Source organism: Rhodospirillaceae bacterium (assembly GCA_028819475.1).
GTDB lineage: Bacteria > Pseudomonadota > Alphaproteobacteria > Bin65 > Bin65 > Bin65.
The window spans coordinates 40,653-59,420 of record JAPPLJ010000041.1; the positions used below are offsets into that span (position 1 = coordinate 40,653).

General features: G+C 67.3%; 18 protein-coding genes. 12 read left to right on the forward strand and 6 right to left on the reverse strand.

The window, feature by feature from the left end:
* Positions 1–121 precede the first annotated feature (121 nt).
* From OXM58_12810 to OXM58_12825, 4 genes are all read left to right on the forward strand, one after another.
* Positions 122–2,431 (forward strand): xanthine dehydrogenase family protein molybdopterin-binding subunit, encoded by a 2,310-nt coding sequence (locus OXM58_12810; GenBank protein MDE0149243.1) that lies wholly within the window; start codon positions 122–124, stop codon positions 2,429–2,431.
* A gap of 430 nt (positions 2,432–2,861) precedes the next feature.
* Positions 2,862–4,043, forward strand: coding sequence for a thiolase family protein (locus OXM58_12815; protein ID MDE0149244.1), 1,182 nt, complete (start codon positions 2,862–2,864; stop codon positions 4,041–4,043).
* 4 nt (positions 4,044–4,047) lie between these two features.
* Positions 4,048–5,328: an SDR family NAD(P)-dependent oxidoreductase gene (locus OXM58_12820; GenBank protein ID MDE0149245.1), complete on the forward strand. Its 1,281-nt coding sequence runs from the start codon at positions 4,048–4,050 to the stop codon at positions 5,326–5,328.
* 18 nt (positions 5,329–5,346) lie between these two features.
* Positions 5,347–6,132, forward strand: coding sequence for a cyclase family protein (locus OXM58_12825; protein MDE0149246.1), 786 nt, complete (start codon positions 5,347–5,349; stop codon positions 6,130–6,132).
* A 565-nt stretch (positions 6,133–6,697) separates the two neighbouring features.
* On the opposite strand, the gene OXM58_12830 is transcribed toward OXM58_12825, so the two are convergent.
* Positions 6,698–7,807, reverse strand: a complete 1,110-nt coding sequence (locus OXM58_12830) for a prolyl oligopeptidase family serine peptidase (GenBank protein MDE0149247.1) — start codon at positions 7,805–7,807, stop codon at positions 6,698–6,700.
* Between OXM58_12830 and rnd the strand changes: the two genes are divergently transcribed.
* The 3 genes from rnd to OXM58_12845 all read left to right on the forward strand — a co-directional run bounded on the left by rnd (position 7,806) and on the right by OXM58_12845 (position 10,252).
* On the forward strand, positions 7,806–8,963 hold the full coding sequence (rnd, locus tag OXM58_12835) for a ribonuclease D (GenBank protein ID MDE0149248.1): 1,158 nt from the start codon (positions 7,806–7,808) through the stop codon (positions 8,961–8,963). The genes OXM58_12830 and rnd overlap by 2 nt on opposite strands.
* A gap of 4 nt (positions 8,964–8,967) precedes the next feature.
* Positions 8,968–9,408: a type II toxin-antitoxin system HicB family antitoxin gene (locus OXM58_12840; GenBank protein ID MDE0149249.1), complete on the forward strand. Its 441-nt coding sequence runs from the start codon at positions 8,968–8,970 to the stop codon at positions 9,406–9,408.
* A 139-nt stretch (positions 9,409–9,547) separates the two neighbouring features.
* Complete coding sequence (locus OXM58_12845) at positions 9,548–10,252, forward strand: DsbA family oxidoreductase (GenBank protein MDE0149250.1); 705 nt, start codon at positions 9,548–9,550, stop codon at positions 10,250–10,252.
* A 122-nt stretch (positions 10,253–10,374) separates the two neighbouring features.
* Here the strand turns inward: OXM58_12845 and OXM58_12850 are convergent, their stop codons facing one another.
* Positions 10,375–11,013: an FMN-binding negative transcriptional regulator gene (locus OXM58_12850; protein ID MDE0149251.1), complete on the reverse strand. Its 639-nt coding sequence runs from the start codon at positions 11,011–11,013 to the stop codon at positions 10,375–10,377.
* Positions 11,014–11,330: 317 nt separating this feature from the next.
* Entirely contained in the window at positions 11,331–12,935 is a 1,605-nt protein-coding gene (locus OXM58_12855; protein MDE0149252.1) for a sulfatase-like hydrolase/transferase, read from the reverse strand.
* Positions 12,936–13,127: 192 nt separating this feature from the next.
* Here OXM58_12855 and OXM58_12860 point away from each other — a divergent pair, with 192 nt between their 5' ends.
* The 3 genes from OXM58_12860 to OXM58_12870 all read left to right on the forward strand — a co-directional run bounded on the left by OXM58_12860 (position 13,128) and on the right by OXM58_12870 (position 16,005).
* Positions 13,128–14,147, forward strand: coding sequence for a TRAP transporter substrate-binding protein (locus OXM58_12860; GenBank protein ID MDE0149253.1), 1,020 nt, complete (start codon positions 13,128–13,130; stop codon positions 14,145–14,147).
* An 80-nt stretch (positions 14,148–14,227) separates the two neighbouring features.
* Positions 14,228–15,529 carry a TRAP transporter large permease gene (locus OXM58_12865; GenBank protein MDE0149254.1) on the forward strand — a complete coding sequence of 434 codons (1,302 nt, stop codon included), beginning with the start codon at positions 14,228–14,230 and terminating at the stop codon, positions 15,527–15,529.
* On the forward strand, positions 15,526–16,005 hold the full coding sequence (locus tag OXM58_12870) for a TRAP transporter small permease (protein ID MDE0149255.1): 480 nt from the start codon (positions 15,526–15,528) through the stop codon (positions 16,003–16,005). Before OXM58_12865 ends, OXM58_12870 begins: the two co-directional genes overlap by 4 nt.
* Here the strand turns inward: OXM58_12870 and OXM58_12875 are convergent.
* Positions 16,002–16,463 (reverse strand): Lrp/AsnC family transcriptional regulator, encoded by a 462-nt coding sequence (locus tag OXM58_12875; GenBank protein MDE0149256.1) that lies wholly within the window; start codon positions 16,461–16,463, stop codon positions 16,002–16,004. The genes OXM58_12870 and OXM58_12875 overlap by 4 nt on opposite strands.
* Before the next feature lie 124 nt (positions 16,464–16,587).
* On the opposite strand from OXM58_12875, the gene OXM58_12880 reads away from it, so the two are divergent.
* On the forward strand, positions 16,588–16,836 hold the full coding sequence (locus OXM58_12880) for a DUF6356 family protein (GenBank protein ID MDE0149257.1): 249 nt from the start codon (positions 16,588–16,590) through the stop codon (positions 16,834–16,836).
* A 21-nt stretch (positions 16,837–16,857) separates the two neighbouring features.
* On the opposite strand, the gene OXM58_12885 is transcribed toward OXM58_12880, so the two are convergent.
* Together OXM58_12885 and OXM58_12890 are read right to left on the reverse strand one after the other, a co-directional pair.
* Positions 16,858–17,481, reverse strand: coding sequence for an NAD(P)H-dependent oxidoreductase (locus tag OXM58_12885; GenBank protein MDE0149258.1), 624 nt, complete (start codon positions 17,479–17,481; stop codon positions 16,858–16,860).
* Between the two features lie 48 nt (positions 17,482–17,529).
* Positions 17,530–18,162 (reverse strand): intradiol ring-cleavage dioxygenase, encoded by a 633-nt coding sequence (locus tag OXM58_12890; protein ID MDE0149259.1) that lies wholly within the window; start codon positions 18,160–18,162, stop codon positions 17,530–17,532.
* 135 nt (positions 18,163–18,297) lie between these two features.
* Between OXM58_12890 and OXM58_12895 the strand changes: the two genes are divergently transcribed.
* Positions 18,298–18,738, forward strand: a complete 441-nt coding sequence (locus OXM58_12895) for a RidA family protein (protein ID MDE0149260.1) — start codon at positions 18,298–18,300, stop codon at positions 18,736–18,738.
* The last annotated feature ends 30 nt before the right edge of the window (positions 18,739–18,768 follow it).

The following is an 18,768-nucleotide window of genomic DNA, read 5'->3' on the forward strand; positions in this document are numbered from 1 at the left end:
GGAATCCGCTTGCCGCCCCTGCCCTGCACGCTAAGTTTGGCGCACCGTGCCGGGCGCGGCATTACCGCTGCCGCACCGGAGCGCGTGCGGCGTGAAGGCAATCCAACGGGCAAGAACAGCGATGACGAAATTCGGAGTGGGCCAGGCGGCGGCCCGAATCGAGGACCGGGTGCTGGTGACCGGCGCCGGCGCCTATACCGACGATACCTCGATCGACGGCCAGGCCTGGGCCTGTGTTCTGCGCTCGCCCCACGCCCACGCCCGCATTCTCGGCATCGACAGCGCGGAGGCCGCCGCCGCGCCCGGCGTGGTCGGAATCCTGACCGGAGCGGACATGGCCGCCGACGGCCTCGGCGACCTGCCCTGCCTTGTTCCCCTCGAGAACCGGGACGGTTCGGAGCGCCACGACTCGCCGCACGGCATCCTGGCCGGCGACCGGGTGCGCTATGTCGGCCATCCGGTGGCGCTGGTCGTGGCCGAGACCCTGGCCCAGGCGCGCGACGCTGCCGAGCGGATTGCGGTCGAGTATGAGGAACTGCCAGTCACCGTCCACACGGAGCATTCGGCGGCGGACGGCGCCCCGCTGCTCTACGACCACATCCCGAACAATCTGATCTATGACTGGCACAAGGGCGACGAGGCCGGCGTCGAGGCGGCGCTGGCCCGGGCACACCATGTCTGCGAACTCCGGCTGGTCAACAACCGGGTGGTCGCCAACCCGATGGAGCCACGCAGCGCGCTCGCCGTGCACGACGCCGCGGCCGGGCGCACGACCCTCGCGGCCTCGACCCAGGGGCCGAGCCTGATCCGCGACATCCTCGCCGAACCGGTCTTCGGGATCGATCCGTCGAACCTGCGCGTCACCACCGGCCATGTCGGCGGCGGATTCGGCATGAAGGTCTTTCCGCACGCGGAGCAGGCGCTGGTGGTCTGGGCGGCGCGCCGGCTCGGGCGGCCGGTCAAATGGACCTCCGAGCGGTCCGAAGGCTTCCTTTCCGACGTCCAGGCGCGGGACAACATCACCTACTGCAAGCTGGGCCTGGACCGGAACGGCCGCATCCTCGCCCTGCGCGCCGACACCTTCGCCAACGAGGGCGCCTACCTGTCGACCTTCGCCCCGCTGGTCGCCTGTTTCGGCATGGACATGCTGGCCGGGCTCTACGACATCCCGGTCATCTACACGACGGTGAAGGGCGTGCTGACCAATACGGTGCCGGTCGACGCCTATCGCGGCGCCGGGCGGCCGGAAGCCGCCTATATCGTCGAGCGGGTCATCGACAAGGCGGCGCTGGAAACCGGCCGCTCGCCCGACGAAATCCGCCGGATCAATTTCATCCGGCCGGACCGGATGCCCTATACCACCTGCCTGGGCGACACCTATGACAGCGGCGAGTTCGAGGCGCTGATGGACCAGGCGATGGCGCAGGCCGACTGGGCCGGTTTCGAGGCGCGCCGGGCCGAGTCGCTGCGGCGCGGCAAGTATCGCGGCATCGGCCTCGCCACCTATATCGAGCGCTGCGGCGGCGGCCCGCCCGAAGTCGCGGCCGGCAGTTTCGGCGACGACGGCATTCTCACGGTCGCCATCGGGACGATGGACAACGGCCAGGGCCACAAGACGTCCTACAGCCAGATCCTGTCCGGCGAGCTGGGCATCGACATGGAGAATATCCGCATATTCCAGGGCGATTCCGACCGCGCCCCGCCCGGCATGACCGGCGGTTCCCGCTCCGTCCCGGTCGGCGGGTCGGCGATGCTCGGACTGGCCGCGGCCATCGTCGACAAGGGACGGCGGACCGCCGCCGACATGCTGGAGGCCGCCGCCGGGGACGTCGAATATAGCGACGGCGCCTACCGGGTCGCCGGCACCGACCGGGAGGTGTCCCTATTCGATGTCGCCCGCCGGGCGCGGGAGAACGGCGAACCGCTGGACGAATCCTTCGAACGCACGCCCGAGGCCGACACGTTTCCGAACGGCGCCCATGTCGTCGAGCTGGAAATCGACGCCGAGACGGCCGAGATCGAGATCCTGCGCTATACGGTGGTCGACGATTTCGGCGCCGTCATCAACCCGCTGCTGATCGAGGGCCAGGTCCATGGCGGAATCGTGCAGGGGCTGGGGCAGGCCCTGCACGAGTTCACCTGGTACGATCCGGCGAGCGGCCAGCTCGAGACCGGGTCGTTCATGGACTACAACATGCCCAAGGCGGACTATTTCCCGTTCTTCAGCTTCGCCACCCGCAACGTGCGCTGCACGACCAACCCGCTCGGCATCAAGGGCGCGGGCGAGGCCGGCGCGATCGGCGCGCCGCCGGCCGCGATCAACGCCCTGGTCGATGCCCTGCGCCCGGCGACCGGAATCGACCATATCGACATGCCGGCGACGCCGCAGGCGGTTTTCCGGCTGCTGAACGGCGCGCGCAAGGCGGCCTAGGCTTGCCGGGGGGCCGGCCGCTGCGCAAACGGATGCCCGCGCCCCGGTGGGCAGCGGCAATCCTCGCCCTGGCCTGGCTGCTGTTTTCGTCGGCAGCGAATGCCGGAACCGCCGCGCCGGCGCCCGACTCCGCCGTCCGGCAGGGACCGGCCGGAAACGTTTTTTCCCCTTTTCAGAGGATTCCCCTGCGAAAGGCCGCGAACGGGCTTCGCCAGAGTAAGCAAGGCAGTCCCCCCTCCCCTTGGGGGAGGGGGTTAGGGGGAGGGGTAAGCGGCGACCGAAGCCTTGCCGGAACCGGCATCGGCGCGCTGCCGGACGACCCCTCCCCTGGCCCCTCCCCCAAGGGGAGGGGGATTCCAGCGGCGCTTTATTTCGGAGTAATCATTTTCGGCTTGGAAAGCGCCGTTCATGATCCGCCCATGATTCGCCCATGACCCGGTCCGCAAGCCGCAGGGCGCCGTATGACGGGATCGTTGTCACGACGCCGGTCTCGATCCCCTATGTCCGCTTCTCGACCCGGGGCGCGCACTGGTGGATCGGGCGGGCGCTCGCCGCGCTGGTCCGCGACTCCGGCCTCTCCAAGGACCGGTTCGACGGCGTGTGCGCGACCAGCATGTCGCTGGCGCCGGATACCGCCGTGGGCATCGTCCAGCATCACGGGCTGACGCCGCGCTGGCTCGACTTCATCCCGATGGGCGGCGTCACCGGCGTCGTCGCGATGCGCCGGGCGGCGCGCGCGGTCCAGGCCGGCGACGCCGATATTGTCGCCTGCGTCGCCGGCGACACCAACCATATCGACAGCTTCCGCCAGGGCCTGGAGAACTTCAGCCAGTTCGGCAAGGACGCCGTCTATCCCGTTGGAACCGGAGGGCCGAACGCCAGTTTCGCCTTCCTTACCGACTATTACATGCGGACCTTCGGCGCACGGCGCGAGGATTTCGGCAAGATGTGCGTCGCCCAGCGGGAGAACGCCCTCGCCTACCCCCATGCGCTGTTCAAGGTGCCGCTCACCCTGGAGCAGTACATGACCGCCCGGCCGATCGCCGAGCCGGTGCATCTGTTCGACTGCGTCATGCCCTGCGCCGGCGCCGAAGCCTATCTCGTCATGCGCGAGGAACAGGCGCGCGGCCTCGGCTTGAGCTTTGGCCGCATTCTCGGCACCATCGAGCGGCACAACGCCTTCCCGGACGATCCGGTGCAGTTTCGCGGCGGCTGGGCGATGGACAGCGCCGAACTGTACGGCATGGCCGGCGTGAGCCCGGACGACATCGATTTCTTCGAGACCTACGACGACTATCCCGTGATCAACATGCTGCAGTTCGAGGATCTGGGCTTTTGCGCCAAGGGCGAGGCGCCGGACTTCGTGCGCAGCCACAGCCTGACCGTGGATGGCAGCTTCCCGATCAACACGTCGGGCGGGCAGCTCTCGGTCGGGCAGGCCGGCGGCGCGGGCGGCTTCCTCGGCACGGTCGAGGCGATCCGCCAGGTCACCGGCCAGGCGCTCGGCAAACCGGTGCCGGATGCGAAGATCGGCCTGGTCGGCGGCTTCGGCATGATCAGCTATGACCGCGGCGTCTGCTCGGCGGCGGCGATCCTGGCGGCGGGAGACTGAATCCGTGGCCGCCCCGCTCACCAAACCGAAGCGCAAGAACCCGGTCCTGCGGACACGGGCGCCGATGCTGCCGCCGGCGCCGCGCAGCCGGATTTCGCTCGGCCTGACCTCGGGCGCGGCGCGCGGCGTCTTCGAACTCCAGGTCTGCCGGGACTGCGGCGCCGTCCAGTATCCGCCGCGCGAGGCCTGCCGGGAATGCCTGTCTGACCGGCTGGACTGGACGCCCCACAGCGGCCGCGGCGAGCTGGTGGCGCACACCACCCTGCGCCACGCCATGGAGAACTATTTCCGCGAACGCCTGCCCTGGCGGCTCGGCATCGTGAAGCTGGACGGCGACAGGCCGCCCGGAAAATCGGATTCGGAAGCGCCGAGCCTGATCGTCCACGTCCACGGCGACTGCGCCGAACCGCCGGCCCGGGTCCGAATCCGCGCCATGCTGGACCGGTCCGGACAGGCGGTGCTGCTGGCCCTGCCGGAAAAGGATACGCCCCATATGAGCGACGATCCCCAGATGCGCGAACTGACCTGCGATCCGAAATTCCGCAAGGTCTTCGTGACCGACGGCAAGGGCCCGGTCGGCCAGGCCGTCGTGAAGGCCATGATCGCGGCCGGGTCGGACCTGGTCTGGGTCGGCGAGGCCGCGCCGTGGAAGAAGATTCCCGGTTTCGAGGAGATCAAGGCGCTGCCGGAGGTCACGGTGGTCGACCTGGACGTGACCAACCCGGATTCGGTCAAGCGCTGCGCCGGCCAGATCGGCCCCAAGGTCGATATCCTGGTCAACACGGCCGAGCAGCACCGGGCCTATACCGTCGGCGGGCGCTACGGCACGGAGAACGCCCGCGCCGAGATGGAGATCAACTATTTCGGCCTGCTGCGCCTGGCCCAGGAATTCGGCCCGGTGATGATGTCGCGCGGCGCCGATACCGAGACCAATGCGGTGGCGTGGGTCAACATCCTGTCGATCTTTGCGCTCGCCAACAAGCCGGACCAGAGCACCTTTTCCGCTTCGAAGGCGGCGGCCCATTCGCTCGCCCAGGCGATGCGCGCCGGGATGCACCGGTCCGGGGTGCGGGTGATCAACCTCTATCCGGGGCCGCTCGACGTCGAATGGAACCAGGAGTTGCGCCCGCCCAAGGTGACGCCGGCGGCCCTCGCCCGCGCCGTCGTCGGCGCCTTGCAGGGCGGCGCGGAGGACGTCTATCCCGGCGACGTCGCGAAAGACTGGTACGAACGCTGGCGCCGCGATCCCAAGGTGCTGGAACGGGAGCTGGCCCATGGCGAGTAGCAGGAAAAGGGAAGCAGCATGACCGCCAACCCGCTTCTGGACATGGTCCGCGGCATCGCCGAGCGGCAAATCCGCGTGATCGACCTGACCCAGACCCTGACGCCGGATTTTCCGCAGATCGAACTGCCGCCGGAAATGGGCCAGTGCTGGCCGTTCCGGCTCGAGGAGGTGTCGCGCTACGACGACCGCGGGCTCGCCGCCTACTGGAACAACTTCTCCTGCGGCGAGCATACCGGCACCCATTTCGACGCGCCGATCCACTGGGTCTCCGGGCGCAACCTGCCCAACAACAGCACCGATACCGTGCCGGTCGAGAACATGGTGGCGCCGGCCTGCGTCGTCGATTGCGTGAAGCATGTCGAGCAGAACGCCGACTACCTGCTGTCGGCCGATTTCCTGCGCAACTGGGAGGAGGAGCACGGCAGGATCCCGCCGCGCTCCTGGGTGCTGATGCGCACCGACTGGTCGAAGCGGCCGGACCCGGAATCCTACCAGAATTTCGACGACGAAGGGCAGCACACGCCGGGCCCGGACACCGACGCCGTGCGCTTCCTGGTCGAGGAGCGCGACGTCATGGGCTTCGGCAGCGAGTGCATCGGCACCGACGCCGGCCAGGCCATGCATCTGCGCCCGCCCTACCCGTGCCACTACTATATCCACGGCGCCGGCCGCTATGGCCTGCAATGCCTGACCAACCTCGACCTGCTGCCGCCGACCGGCAGCGTGCTCTTCACCGCCCCGCTCAAGATCAAGCAGGGCAGCGGCTCGCCGCTCAGGGTGCTGGCGCTGGTGTGGGAGGGGTAGCGAACGCCCCTGCTCGCTGCTAGGCAGGTCGAAGCCTGGCGTCACGGAACCGGAGCGGGCGCCCCGGACGCGGCCAAAAAATGGCTTGACGCCGCGCAAAGGAACATTATATGAACAAAATACGTTGTCGTCAGCCTTTTGGCCAGAAGCCCGGCAAAAAAAACACGCTAGAAAGACCGGTCTGATTTTATTTTCGATCAACCGAAAAACGGCGCAATTCCAAGAAGTTAGGCGGAATTTGATAAATGAACGATCAAAACAAAACATGAACGTAGCGATCCGGCGGGCAGCGCCGGCCGTTCCCCTTCCCGTCATCCCGACCGAGCGCCGGCGAGCGGATCTCGGCTCGATCTGTGGAACCATCCGAGATTCCGGCGCCGGGATTCCTCCACTCCGCAGTCCTGCGGACTGCTCCGGTCGGAATGACGGGAGAGGGCGAAGAAGGAGGCGGTCATCACGAATCATGACATTTCATGACACCTGCAACTGCCTGCCCGCCGACCGGAGAGGAGGCTACCGAACGGGTGTCTCGGCCGCAGGTTACGGCGACAGCAGCAATGCCGCCCTATTCCCCGAACGGCTCGTTTCCCGTCAGGATCGCGTGCAGGAAGCGGCCGACTTCGCGGTTCGAGATGCGCCGGGCGCGGTCGTCGCGGCCGATCAGGTAGGGCGGGCCGCCGACGCACAGGCCGAGGATGGTCATGCGCAGCACCGGCGAGGCCATGACCAGCCCGGTGTTGAGGTCGCGGATCGCGCCGTCGGGCTCGACGCGCAGGCGGCAGCCGTGCATCTGCCGGCCGATGCGGAACCGGGACCAGCCGCCGTCCCACTGGTGCGGCGCGTCCTTTATCGCGATCAGCCGGCCCGCGCTGCCGCCGCGCTTCATGTCGTCCAGATAGGCCCGGCAGCGCACCGGATCGATCAACTCGTCGGCGGTGCCGTACATCATCAGGAGCGGCGCGCCGGTGGTCCGCGGCCTGGCGAAGCGCGCGATGCAGGGCGCGTAGAAGGCGATATGGCCGGCGAAGCGCAGGCCCCGGCCCAGCTTGCGGGTGACGCGGCGGTCGAGCGCGTAGGCCGCCGCCATGCCGCCATAGGAGAAGCCCATGACGAAGGCCCGGCCCGGATCGACCGCCGGATGCCTGCGGGCGACCCAGCGCAGGGCGGCGAAGGCGTCGGCCAGCATCATGGTCTCGGTGACGTTGATCAGCCGCCGCACGAATCCGCCGCCGCCGTCGTTGCGCGCGGCGAAGACGTCGACCGCGACCGCGGCCAGCCCCATGGCGGCGAACTGGCGGCCGTAGGTGTGCTCACGCGCCCAGCGTACGCCGCTGGAGCCGTGCAGCAGAACGACCAGCGGCACGCTGCGGCGGCGCAGGCGGCCGGCGGCCTCCGGTTTCGGCAGGTAGAGGGTGCCGACGCCGCTCGCAGGCTCGGCATCGTCCAGATCGTCCGGCGCGAACGGGCTGGTGGTCGGGAAGCGGATGTCCCGCCCGGCGACGCCTTCGAGGCCCGCCCCGCCCGGCCAGGGCCGCATCAACTGCGACCAGTCTCCCGCCTGCGCGCTACCCGCAAGCAGGACGCCCGTAACCAGGACAGCGGCAGCGAAGCCGACCAGCAGCAGGCCAAAGCGCGCCGTTCCGCTGCGGCGCACCATCCGGTATATCCCGGCCATGACCCTCCTCACCGATCCGGCGCAGGTCGCCGCGCTGTGCGCCCGCCTGGCGGCCGAAGACTTCGTCACCGTCGATACCGAGTTCATCCGCGAAAAGACCTATTGGCCCGTCCTGTGCCTGATCCAGCTGGCCGGCGACGACGAGGCGGCGGCCGTCGACCCCCTGGCGCCGGGCATGGACCTTACGCCGGTCTGGGACCTGATGCAGAATCCCGATGTCGTGAAAGTCTTCCACGCCGCCCGGCAGGATATCGAGATTTTCGTGCATCTGACCGGCAGGACGCCCGCGCCGGTCTACGATACTCAGATCGCCGCCATGGTGTGCGGCTTCGGCGACCAGGTCGGCTACGAACAGCTGGTGCGCAAGCTGGCGAAGGCGCAGATCGACAAGGGCGCCCGCTTCGCCGACTGGGCCGCCCGGCCGCTGACCGGGAAGCTGCTCTCCTATGCGCTTTCAGACGTAACACATCTGCGTACGGCCTACCGGAAATTGCGGGAGCGCATCCGCTCGGCAGGGCGCGAAGACTGGATCGCCGGGGACATGGCGGCGCTCGAAGACGCCGCCACCTACATTACAGAGCCGGAAGATGCCTGGAAGCGGGTCAAGTCACGCTCCCTCAAGCCCCGGTATCTCGGCGTCCTGAAACAGGTCGCGGCGTGGCGCGAGAGTTTCGCGCAGCAGAAGAATATCCCGCGCAACCGGGTGTTCCGCGACGAAACCCTGATCGACATCGCCGCCAACGCGCCGCGGACCGTGGCGGCGCTCATGCGCACGCGCGGCGTCTCGAAAGGGCTGGCGGAAGGCCCGGCCGGCCAGGCGATCCTCAAGGCGGTCGAGCGCGGCCGCAACGGGCCGGCGCCCGAACCGCAGCCCGCCGCGATCCGGGAAGAGCTGCCGGCCGGCGCCGCGCCGGTCATCGAATTTCTCAAGGTGCTGCTGAAAGAGCGCTGCGAGAAAGGCCGCGTCGCCCAGAAACTCGTCGCGTCGGCCGCCGACCTGGAGCGGATCGCGGTGGACGACGAGGCGGACGTCCCGGCGCTTTCCGGCTGGCGCCGCACCCTGTTCGGCGAGGATGCCCTCGCCCTGAAACACGGCCGGCTCGCCCTGGCGGTCCGCAATGGCGGCATCGAGACCATCCGGCTGGACGAGAGTTAGACTAATGGCGGCGAATTCCTTGCTACAGGCGTTTCCCGTCCAACTGGACGAGCAGGAATCGGGCGGATTCCTGGCTTCTTTCCCCGACGTTCCGGAGGCTTTGACTGAAGGCGCGACGATGCAGGACGCGTTGGCCGAAGCGGAGGACTGTCTCATCGCGGCGCTCGGCGGATATGTCGAAGCGCGGCGCAAAATTCCCGTTCCGTCGCCAGCCAAGGGTCGTCCCCTGGTTTCCCTGCCGGCCTTGGTTGCGGCCAAGGTCGCTCTCTATTGCGCGATGCGGGAGCAGGGTGTCGGCAATGCCGCCCTGGCGAGGAAACTCGATACCGTGGAAGGGTCGATTCGTCGTCTGCTCGACCTCGATCACCGATCGCATATCGGCCAGGTCGAGGCGGCGCTTCACGCGCTCGGGCAGCGGCTCGTGGTGGCGGCACAAGCGGCATAGCCCGAGACGAAGGCCGGCGCCCGCTTTTCCGGACGGGTTCCGGTTTTGACATTGGCCCGACTGGCTCTATTGTCGGACCGACGCGACCGGGACCAGAGCCGGCCGGCACAGGTCCGGCCGCACAATCGAGGGAGCGGCCATGAGCCGGAAAATCACCGTCGATATCGTCTCCGACACGGTCTGCCCGTGGTGCTATGTCGGCAAGCGGCGCTTCGAGGAGGCGCTCGCCCGCAGGCCGCCGGACCTCGACGTGTATGTCGGCTGGCGGCCGTTCCAGCTCAATCCCGACATGCCGGCCGAAGGCATGGACCGGAAGGCCTATCTGGCCGCCAAGTTCGGCGGCGACGAGCGGGCCGAGCACATCTATTCCGCGATCCGCGAGGCTGGGGCATCGACCGGCCTCGACTTCGATTTCGCCGCCATGCCGCGCCAGCCCAACACCCTCGATTCGCACCGGCTGATCGACCGGGCCGGCCGCGCGGCAGAGGACTCCGGGGGCCGGCCCGGCTTGCAGGATGCGGTGGTGGAGCGGCTGTTCCGCGCCTGTTTCATGGAAGGCCGGGACATCGGCGACCGCGAAACCCTGGTCGCACTCGCCGCCGATGCCGGGATGGATGCGGACGAGACCCGCGCCTATCTGGACAGCGACGAGGATGTCGAGCGCATCCGGCAGGAAGACCGGATGGCCCGGCAGATGGGCATCCAGGGCGTGCCCTGCTTCATCATCGACCGGCAATACGCCGTTTCGGGCGCCCAGGAGCCCGCGGTTTTCCTCAAGGCCTTCGAGCAGGTGCTGGAGGCGGAGAAAGCGGCGGCGGGCAGCCCGGAGCCGGCGCCGGCCTGAACGCGCTCCCCAGGAATTTACTTCGGCGGCCGGCGGGAACGCGCCGCGCCATTCCGCGGCAGATTGGAAGTTCCGCGTCGCTCCGGCCGCCGGTTTCGGAAGGCATTGAAAAACTGCATGACTCAGGCCGGCTCCGGCGGCTTCCGCATCATCCCGGCGAGCCGGGCGGTTTCCACCCCGATGCCGCCCGTTTCGAGATGGCGCGCCGCGTTCAGCCGGGCTTCGTCGGTCCGGTTCTGATTCAGCTTCCAGGTTCCGTCGACAGAATCCACGATCAGTTCGATCGGCAGGATCGCGCGCATCATCGCCTGCAGGTGCCGGTCGGGCACCTTCGATGTCCGCCAAGGCGGCTTGGGCAGGAGCCGATGCTCGAATTGCGCCGCGAGCGCTTCCAGATGGGGGCGCAGGGTCTCCTCCGGACGAAGCCGCAGCCGGCCCCGCAGATGGACGGCCACATAGTTCCAGGTCGGGACCAGGTCGTTGCCGGCTTCGTACCAGTCGGGCGAAACGTAGCCATCGGGGCCGCTGACCGCCAGGACGGCCGGCCGTTCTCCCTTCATCAGGCAGCGTGCGATCGGGTTCGACCGCACGAGATGGGCATGGACGGCCCCACCGTCCGCGGCCAGCAGGAAGGGTATATGGCTGAGCAAGGGCCCGGCAGCGTCGCCTGCGTCCACGGCCAGCGTGCCGAACGACCGCGCTCTTGCGAATGCCAGATTCGCGTCGCGGGAAGCCTGTCGAAATGCCGAATTTGGGTGCATTAGCCAGCCGTCACGGGTATCGGAATGGTGGGCACCGCCCTTTCGGCACCCGGATGTTTCCTGCCTGGGCTAACCAGGCGCGCAGGTTGGCGCAGTGTTTCCGTTTTCGCGGTTTCCCGCGCCCGCAAATTTGTCGCCTGCCGTCCGGGCTGTCCGCCGCCGCCCGATCGTCGTCGGCAGGCTACTCTGTCGGCTTCCACACTTGGGCGCCAATCCGCTCAGGCGTCTTTTGCGATCCGCCGGGAATAGAGGCAGCCAGGATCGGCAGGGCGGTCGTCTCCTCGATGTCTTGCATCGCGCCGACGCGAATATCCGGTTCAGGCTTCGCCCGTCTGGAGCGGCGAGCGATCCTGCAATTCGAACAGTTTCCAGGCCATGCGCTCCATGAGGTCTTTGCGCACGGCCCGGTGTCCGGCGTCGTCCCACAGGTTCGCGATCTCGCCGGGATCGTTGTCGAGATCGTACAACTCGCCGAAGTCCTGGCCTTCCCACAGGGTCATCCGCCAGCGCCGGTCCTGGAAGGTGCGGACGCGGACCGAGCTTGTCAGGCCCATATAGGGCCGGGCCGTTTGCTGTTCGATGACGAGGCAATCGTGCTCCGATTCGCCGCCGGCCAGAACGGCGGCGAGGTCCTGGCCCTGCATGCCGTTGAACGGTGCGAGGCCGGCCCGCGCCAGAATCGACCGGGCAATGTCCAGGGAGCTGCACAGAGCATCGGTCGAGACCGGGCGGTCCCTTGCGGCCGGATCGGACCAGAGAAACGGGACACGGATCAGGCTCTGATAGTGCAGCGGCCCTTTCTGCACGATGCCGTGGTCGCCCATCCAGTCGCCATGGTCGCTCGTAAAGACGACGACCGTGTTTGCCGCGAGCCCGAATTCTTCGAGCGCCGCCAGCACGCGGCCGATACAGTCGTCGATCAGCGCGATCATGCCGTAGGTGACGGCGACGATCTGCTTCGCTTCGGCTTCGTTGACCGCGTAGGGCAGCACCCAGCGCCGGTCGGCGACGCCGGTCTCGAACTCCCGGTGCATGGCCGCCAGCGCCGGCGTCTGGTCGTGGGGCCGGTGGTAGAAACTCTCCGGCAGCGCTATGTCGGCCGGATTGTACAGGTCCCAATACCTTCCCGGCGGCGTAAAGGGATGGTGCGGATCGGGAAACGAGCATTGGACAAAGAAGGGCGCCCGGGCGCCCTCGGCCGCGTGCTTCTCCAGATAGTCCACGGTCATGTCCGCGATGTAACTGGACGGGTACAGCGCCTCCGGAATGCGCGTCCGGCGGCATTGGGGCGCGTCGTATCGCGGATCGGGCAGCGGGTTTTCCCGGCTGCGATAGCTGTCGGAATCCGGGAGGCGCCGCTCCAGCCAGCGCGAATAGTGGCCGCGCACGCTGTCGCCGTGCCAGGTGCAGAGCCGGAAGCTGTCGAAGCCGTAGAAGTCTCCTTCGGCTTCGTCGGTCGCGGGATCGTCGCATTCGTCGGCACGCAGTTCGCGGTCGTAGGCGGGCCCCTTGCGCAGGTCCCGGTCCGCTTCACTGAGATCCGGCGGCGGCGCTTTGAGTCCCTCCGGCCATTCGGTGGCAAAGGCCTTCTCCTGGCCGGTGAAGTTCTGCAAATGGGCCTTGCCCATCAGCGCTGTCCGGTAGCCGGCGCGCTTCAGCAGGTGGGTGAAGCAGGTCGCGTCGAGGCCGAGCGGGATGCCGTTCATCCGCACGCCGTGCAGGCTCGGCATCCGGCCGGTCAGGATCGTTGCCCGGTTCGGCATGCAGATCGGCGACGCGACATAGAACCGGTCGAACCGCGTGCCGCGCGCCGCGATCGAATCGATGTGCGGCGTGCGCAACAGGGGGTTGCCGGCGCAGGACAGATGATCCGCCCGCTGCTGGTCGGTCATGAAAAACAGGAAGTTCGGGCGCTCGATCATCTGTATTTCCCGGCTGGCGGCGCCTTTCGCTCAGCGCATCTCCGCCTCCCCCGGCCGGTATCGGATTGAAGCCCGGACACGCCGCACGTAGTATCCCTCACGGCACAGGCAGGCATTCGCTCTTTCGCTCCGGTTCCGAAGCAGCGATTGGTTCTCGGCGATAGGCCTGTCGCCTTCAGGGAAGGAATCTTCATGTCCACAATGCCCAGGTCTGTCGCGTTCGCGGGAGTTGCGCTTGCCGCCTTGTGCGGCGCGTCCTCCGCCCAGTCGGTCACGCTCAAATTCGCCTCGATGGCGCCGGAGCGCAACCCGATCAACCAGTGCGGCCCTGTCGCCATCATGGAGGCGATCACGAAACGCACCGGCGGCAAGGTCAAATTCACCCGGTTCTTCGCCGGCACCGCGCTGTCCCATCCGCTGCGCCAGTATCAGCAGCTCGCCAAGAATGTCACCGACATGTCCCAGGGCGTGCTGACCTACACGCCGGGCCGGTTTCCGCTGACCAGCCTGGCGGCCCTGCCCTTCCTGATGAAAGACAATGTCGCCGGCGCGCGGGCGGTCACCAGGGTCGTGCAGGCGCACTTGCAGAACGAATTCAAGGACATCCATCTGCTCGCCATCGTCGTTCCCGCGCTCTACCAGATCCACCTGCGCAAAGAGATCAAGACGATCGACGACATGAAGGGCCTGCGCCTGCGGGGCGCCGGCCGCGTGCACCAGATGGTGCTGAAGGCGCTGGGTTCGGTGCCGGCGCAACTCCCCGCGCCGCGCATCTACGAGAGCCTGTCGAAGGGCGTGATCGACGGCGCGCTGTTCCCGTGGTCGGGCATGCTGTCGTGGAAAATCGGCGAAGTCACGAACTACAGCCTCGGCGTGACGCTGAACGGCGCGACGATGTTCCTGGGCATGAGCAAGAAGGCTTACGACGGCCTGCCGGCGGATGCGAAGACGGTGATCGATTCCGACTTCACCGGCCCGAAGCTGGCGGCCTGGAGCTCCAGCTGCTGGACGCCGGTCGACGCCAAGGGACTGGCCATCGCCAAGAAACAGAACAAGGTGGTCATGGCAGACGCCGCGCTGCAGGCCGACTTCCGTAAGCGGCTGGCCGGCGTCAGCGAAGCCTATGTCGCCGGGCTGGAAAAGAAGGGCCTGCCGGCGCGGAAAATCCTGGCGGCGATGAAGAAGGCCATCGCCGAAGAAGAAGCGAAATAGAAATGGACGCTACGCCGGGCCGGACGGGCCTCCGTCCGGCCCGGAGCGACCCGGCCCTGCCCTAACCCCGGCCGATCGACATGGCGCCCGCCGCCGGCCTTGCCGGTCTGGCAATCCTGCTCCTCCTGATCGCCTTGCGGATGCCGATCGGCCTTGCGCTTGGCGTCGTCGGCATCGGCGGCACCTGGGCATTGCTGGGCTGGGACACGCTGGTGTTCGCCCTCGGCTCAGCGCCGGTCGAGGCGATGAGCAACTTCACGCTCTCGGTCCTGCCGCTGTTCATTTTCATGGGCATCCTGGCGGTGAAGGCCGGGTTCGCCGAGTCGCTGTACAAGGCGGCCTACGCTTTCGTCGGCCATCGCAGGGGCGGCCTCGCCATCGCCAGCATCGTCGCCTGCGGCGGCTTCGGCGCGGTCAGCGGCAGCAGCCTCGCCACGGTCGCGGCGATGGGCAAGCTCGCGGTGCCGGAAATGCTGCGCTACGGCTACAGCCGGCCGCTGGCGGCCGGATCGGTCGCGACGGCCGGAACCGTCGCCATCCTGATCCCGCCGTCGCTCCCTATGATCATCTATGCGCTGCTGACCGAAGTGTCGATCGGCAAGCTGTTCGCCGCCGGCATCCTGCCGGGCATCCTGGCGGTGCTGCTCTATTCGCTGACCACGGTCGTCTGGATGTGGGCGAGGCCCCAGGACGGACCGGCCGGCGAACGCATGGCCTGGATCGACCGCTTGCGCGCCCTCGGCGGCGTGTGGGGCGTCGTCTCGATCTTTCTTCTGGTGCTCGGCGGTATTTTCGGCGGCCTGTTCTCGCCGACCGAGGGCGCGTCTGTCGGGGCGGCCGGCGCGCTGCTGCTCGGCATCCTGTCCGGCAAGATCGGCTGGCGCGCCTTTGTCGACGCTGTCTCCGAAACCGTCGTGCTGACCGCCGCGATCCTGTTTGTCGTGATCGGCGTATCGCTGTTTTCCTTCTTCGTCACCGGCGCCCATTTTCCGCAGTTCCTTTCGGAAACCGTCGGCAACCTCGACCTGTCGAAATATCTGGTCCTGGCGATCGTCGTTCTGCTGCTGATCGTGCTCGGCTGCTTTCTCGACGTGATCGCCATCGTCTTCGTCACCACGCCGGTGCTGTTCCCGATCATGCGCGATCTGGGCTTCCACCCGGTGTGGTACGGCATCGTCACCATGATGGTCGTGGAGTTCGGCGCGGTGACGCCGCCGATCGGGATGAACATATTCGTGCTGGCGAAACAGCTGCCGCAGGTATCGGCGGCGCAGGCGTTCAAGGGCATCGCCCCCTATCTGGTCGCCGATACGTTGCGCCTGCTCCTGATCGTCGCCTTTCCGATCATCGTCTTGTGGCTGCCGGGAGTGTTTTTCCAATGAGGCGCGGGCCGCGGCTGCTGCTGGCCGGAATGGCGGCGCTCGCCGGCGTCGCGATCGTCGGCCTGATGACCCTTACCGTGCTGGATATTGCCGGCCGGAACCTGAAGCTGTTCTACCTTGTCGGCGTCATCGAGATATCGACGCTCACCATGGTGCTAATGGCCTATTTCGCCTTCTCCCACACCTTCGTGAAAGACGGGCATATCTCGGTCGACCTGTTCACGACCCGTCTGTCCGACCGCACGAATGCCCGCCTGGACGCCGTCTGGCTGATCGTGGCCGGCCTGTTCTTCGCCGTGCTCGCCTGGCCAGTCCTCGGGCACGGGCTGGAGCTGCACGAAGCCGGGGAACGCACCACCAACATGGAGTGGTCGCATCTCGTCTTCGCCGTCCCGTCGTTCGCCGGGATCGTCGTGACGGCGGCGACCTGCATCGTCCTGGGCACGATCCGTCTCATTCGGACGACGCGGAACTAGATCGGCAGTGCCGTCGTCTCCTTGATGTCCTCCATGACGAAACTGGCCGAAATGTCCGAGATCGGGACCTTCGCGATCAGGCGCTTGTAGAACCGGTCATAGCCCGTGACGTCCGCGACCCGCAGCCGGAGCACATAATCGATATCGCCGGTCATCCGGTGGGCGCCCTGGATCTCCGGCAGCGTCCGAACCGCTTCCTCGAACTTGGCGAGCCAGCCCTCTTCATGGGCGCTGGTGCGGATGATGACGAAGACCGACAGGCCGAGACCGACCGCGTCCGGGTCGATCAGCGCGACGCGCCCGCGGATGATCCGCCGCTCCTCCAGCTGCTTGACGCGCCGCCAGCAGGCGTTGCGCGACAGGTTCGTCCTGGCGGCCAGTTCATCCATACTGACCGACGCGTCCTGTTGCAGACAACGCAGAATTCTCAGGTCAGCTTCATCCAATTCATGGCTCATCTTGGGATGATATCCCAACATTCGGGAAAAATCCAAGAAACTTGGGACATCTGCTCCGGGTGCGCCTGTTACACTGAAGGAAGAATGATCGGCCGCGTGCGGCCCGACGAGCGGAGCCAGAAACATGCGCCAGCAGGAAGCGAGCATCCCGGCGCGATCGTTGCTGAGCGCATTCCGCGATCATCCGGCCAGCGTCGGCGAGACCTACCCGGAACATATGGCGTTTGCGATGCGCTTCGGCGCCCGGTTGTTCTGCGCCGGCGCCGCCGCTTTCGTCCATGCCCTCATCCCGGCACTGTTTGAGACCACAGCGAGCGACACGGTCAAGGCGATGCACGCCGAAATCGAGGGTCGGGGCCGCACAAACGGCTGAGACCGGCGCGCCCGCACGCACTCAGCGGATTTGCGCAACCGCCCGGTCAATTTTCCGGCAGAACGCCTTGAGGCGCGCCTCGTCGAGCGCCGCCACGCCGTAAAGGCTCAACATCTCGAAGGCCGCCTGCGGCGCGCAAGCCTTGAGGATCGCCCCCTTCAGGACTCGCTTGACCGGCTGCCGCAGGAACAGGCGGTCGATTTTCCACGGTGACGTCATCGTCGTGATCGCCAGGCAGGATTTGAGGTTGCCCAGCGCCGGCGTGATGGCGCCCGTCTCGGCTACACTGTCGAAGGCGACGCCGGGCGCCCACACCCGGTCGAACCAGCCCTTGAGCAGCGCGGGCATCCCGAACCACCAGGTCGGAAAGACGAGGATCAGCGTCTCCGCACGTTTCAGCCGGGCGGTTTCCCCGCCGACAGCGCTATCGTCGAATTGGCTGAAATAGCTCGCCCGCTCGGCGGCGGTGAGCGCGGCCTCGAAGCCGCATCCGTAGAGATCCAGGTGCTCATAGGACACGCCGTTCGCCGCGAGGCCGGCTTCGACCCGGCCGACAAGGTGATGGCACAGGCTGTCCTTCAGCGGATGGCAGGAGACGATCAGGCAGTTCGGTTCGGCGTTCCGCAGCGTTCGGGCCTCGGCCACTTTTTTCGTCTCCTTTGCCCGGCGCCGGGCGCTCCCGCAATCGACGCGTCAGGCCGGGGCCAGCACGAAATCGAATCGCGCCCGCCAGTGTCCGCCGACCCTGTCGAGGCGCAGCAACAGTTCGTCGCGATAGATGAAATCCCGGCTGTTGGCCTCCCGCAGGTCTGGAAAATAGAGCTGGGTGGTCAGCAGGCGCGTCTTCTCGCCCTGCACCTTGACGTGAAAATGCGGCGTCCGCCCGGTGTAGTGGCCGGGCCGGACGGTCTTGAACCGGAACGCGCCGGCGGCGTCGGTAAACTGATGGCCGCGATAGCGGAAACCGCTGTTGTCGTACCGGCCGCGCTCGTCGCAATGCCACAGGTCGACAACCGCGCCGGGCACGGGGCGGCAGTCGGACATCAGTACGAGCCCCTGAAGGACCAGCGGTTCTCCGCCGGAGTCCGGCTCAAGCAGCCTGGTGCGCCGCGGCGTCGACGGCGTGTAAAACGGCCCCGCAGTCCGCCCGACCGTACCGGGCGTGCATGCCGCAGGCGGCGCGAGACCGAGGCCGCGATCGGCCGCCGGCCCCCTAAATTTGTATCCGAGAGTCGCCGAACGGGCGCCGGGCGGCAACAGCGCTGCGGCCGCGCCGGCCGCGAGCCCGGCCGTTACGGTTCGGCGTGTCAAGCTGCGGTTCGACATCGACTTCTCCTATCATATTCGAGGTCCGGACGCATTTCCGTTCACGGCATAGCCGGACCGGCGGATTCGGGATCGAGTTCCCCAGCGCTCCGGACTAATGTGGGCGAAGATTCTCCTGTCTTGAAAGAAACGACGATGCCGGCCGAATCCATCGCTTACCTGAATCCGCCGAACACCTGCCCGGCCCAGGGCCTCTACTCTCACGCCACCGCCGTGCCCGCGGGCGGCACGCTGCACATCGCCGGCCAGCTATCGGTCGGGCGCAACGGCAGCGTGGTCGGCAAGAACGATTTCGACGCCCAGATGCGCCAGGTGCTCGAAAATCTGGGCGCGGTCCTCGAAGGCACCGGCCTCGGTTTCAACCATATCGTCAAATTCACGACCTACCTGGTCCATGCACAGGATATCGAGCGGTTTATGGAGATCCGCGCCGAACTGTTTCCGGCGCTCTTCGGCGGAAGCCTGTATCCGCCGAATACACTGCTGATCGTCGACCGGTTGGTGAAGGAGGAATTCCTGATCGAGATCGAAGCGATCGCCTATTCCGATCCGGAAGGCGCCATGCGTCAGCCCTGACCGCCGCCCGCTTCTGCGCAGGAACGACCT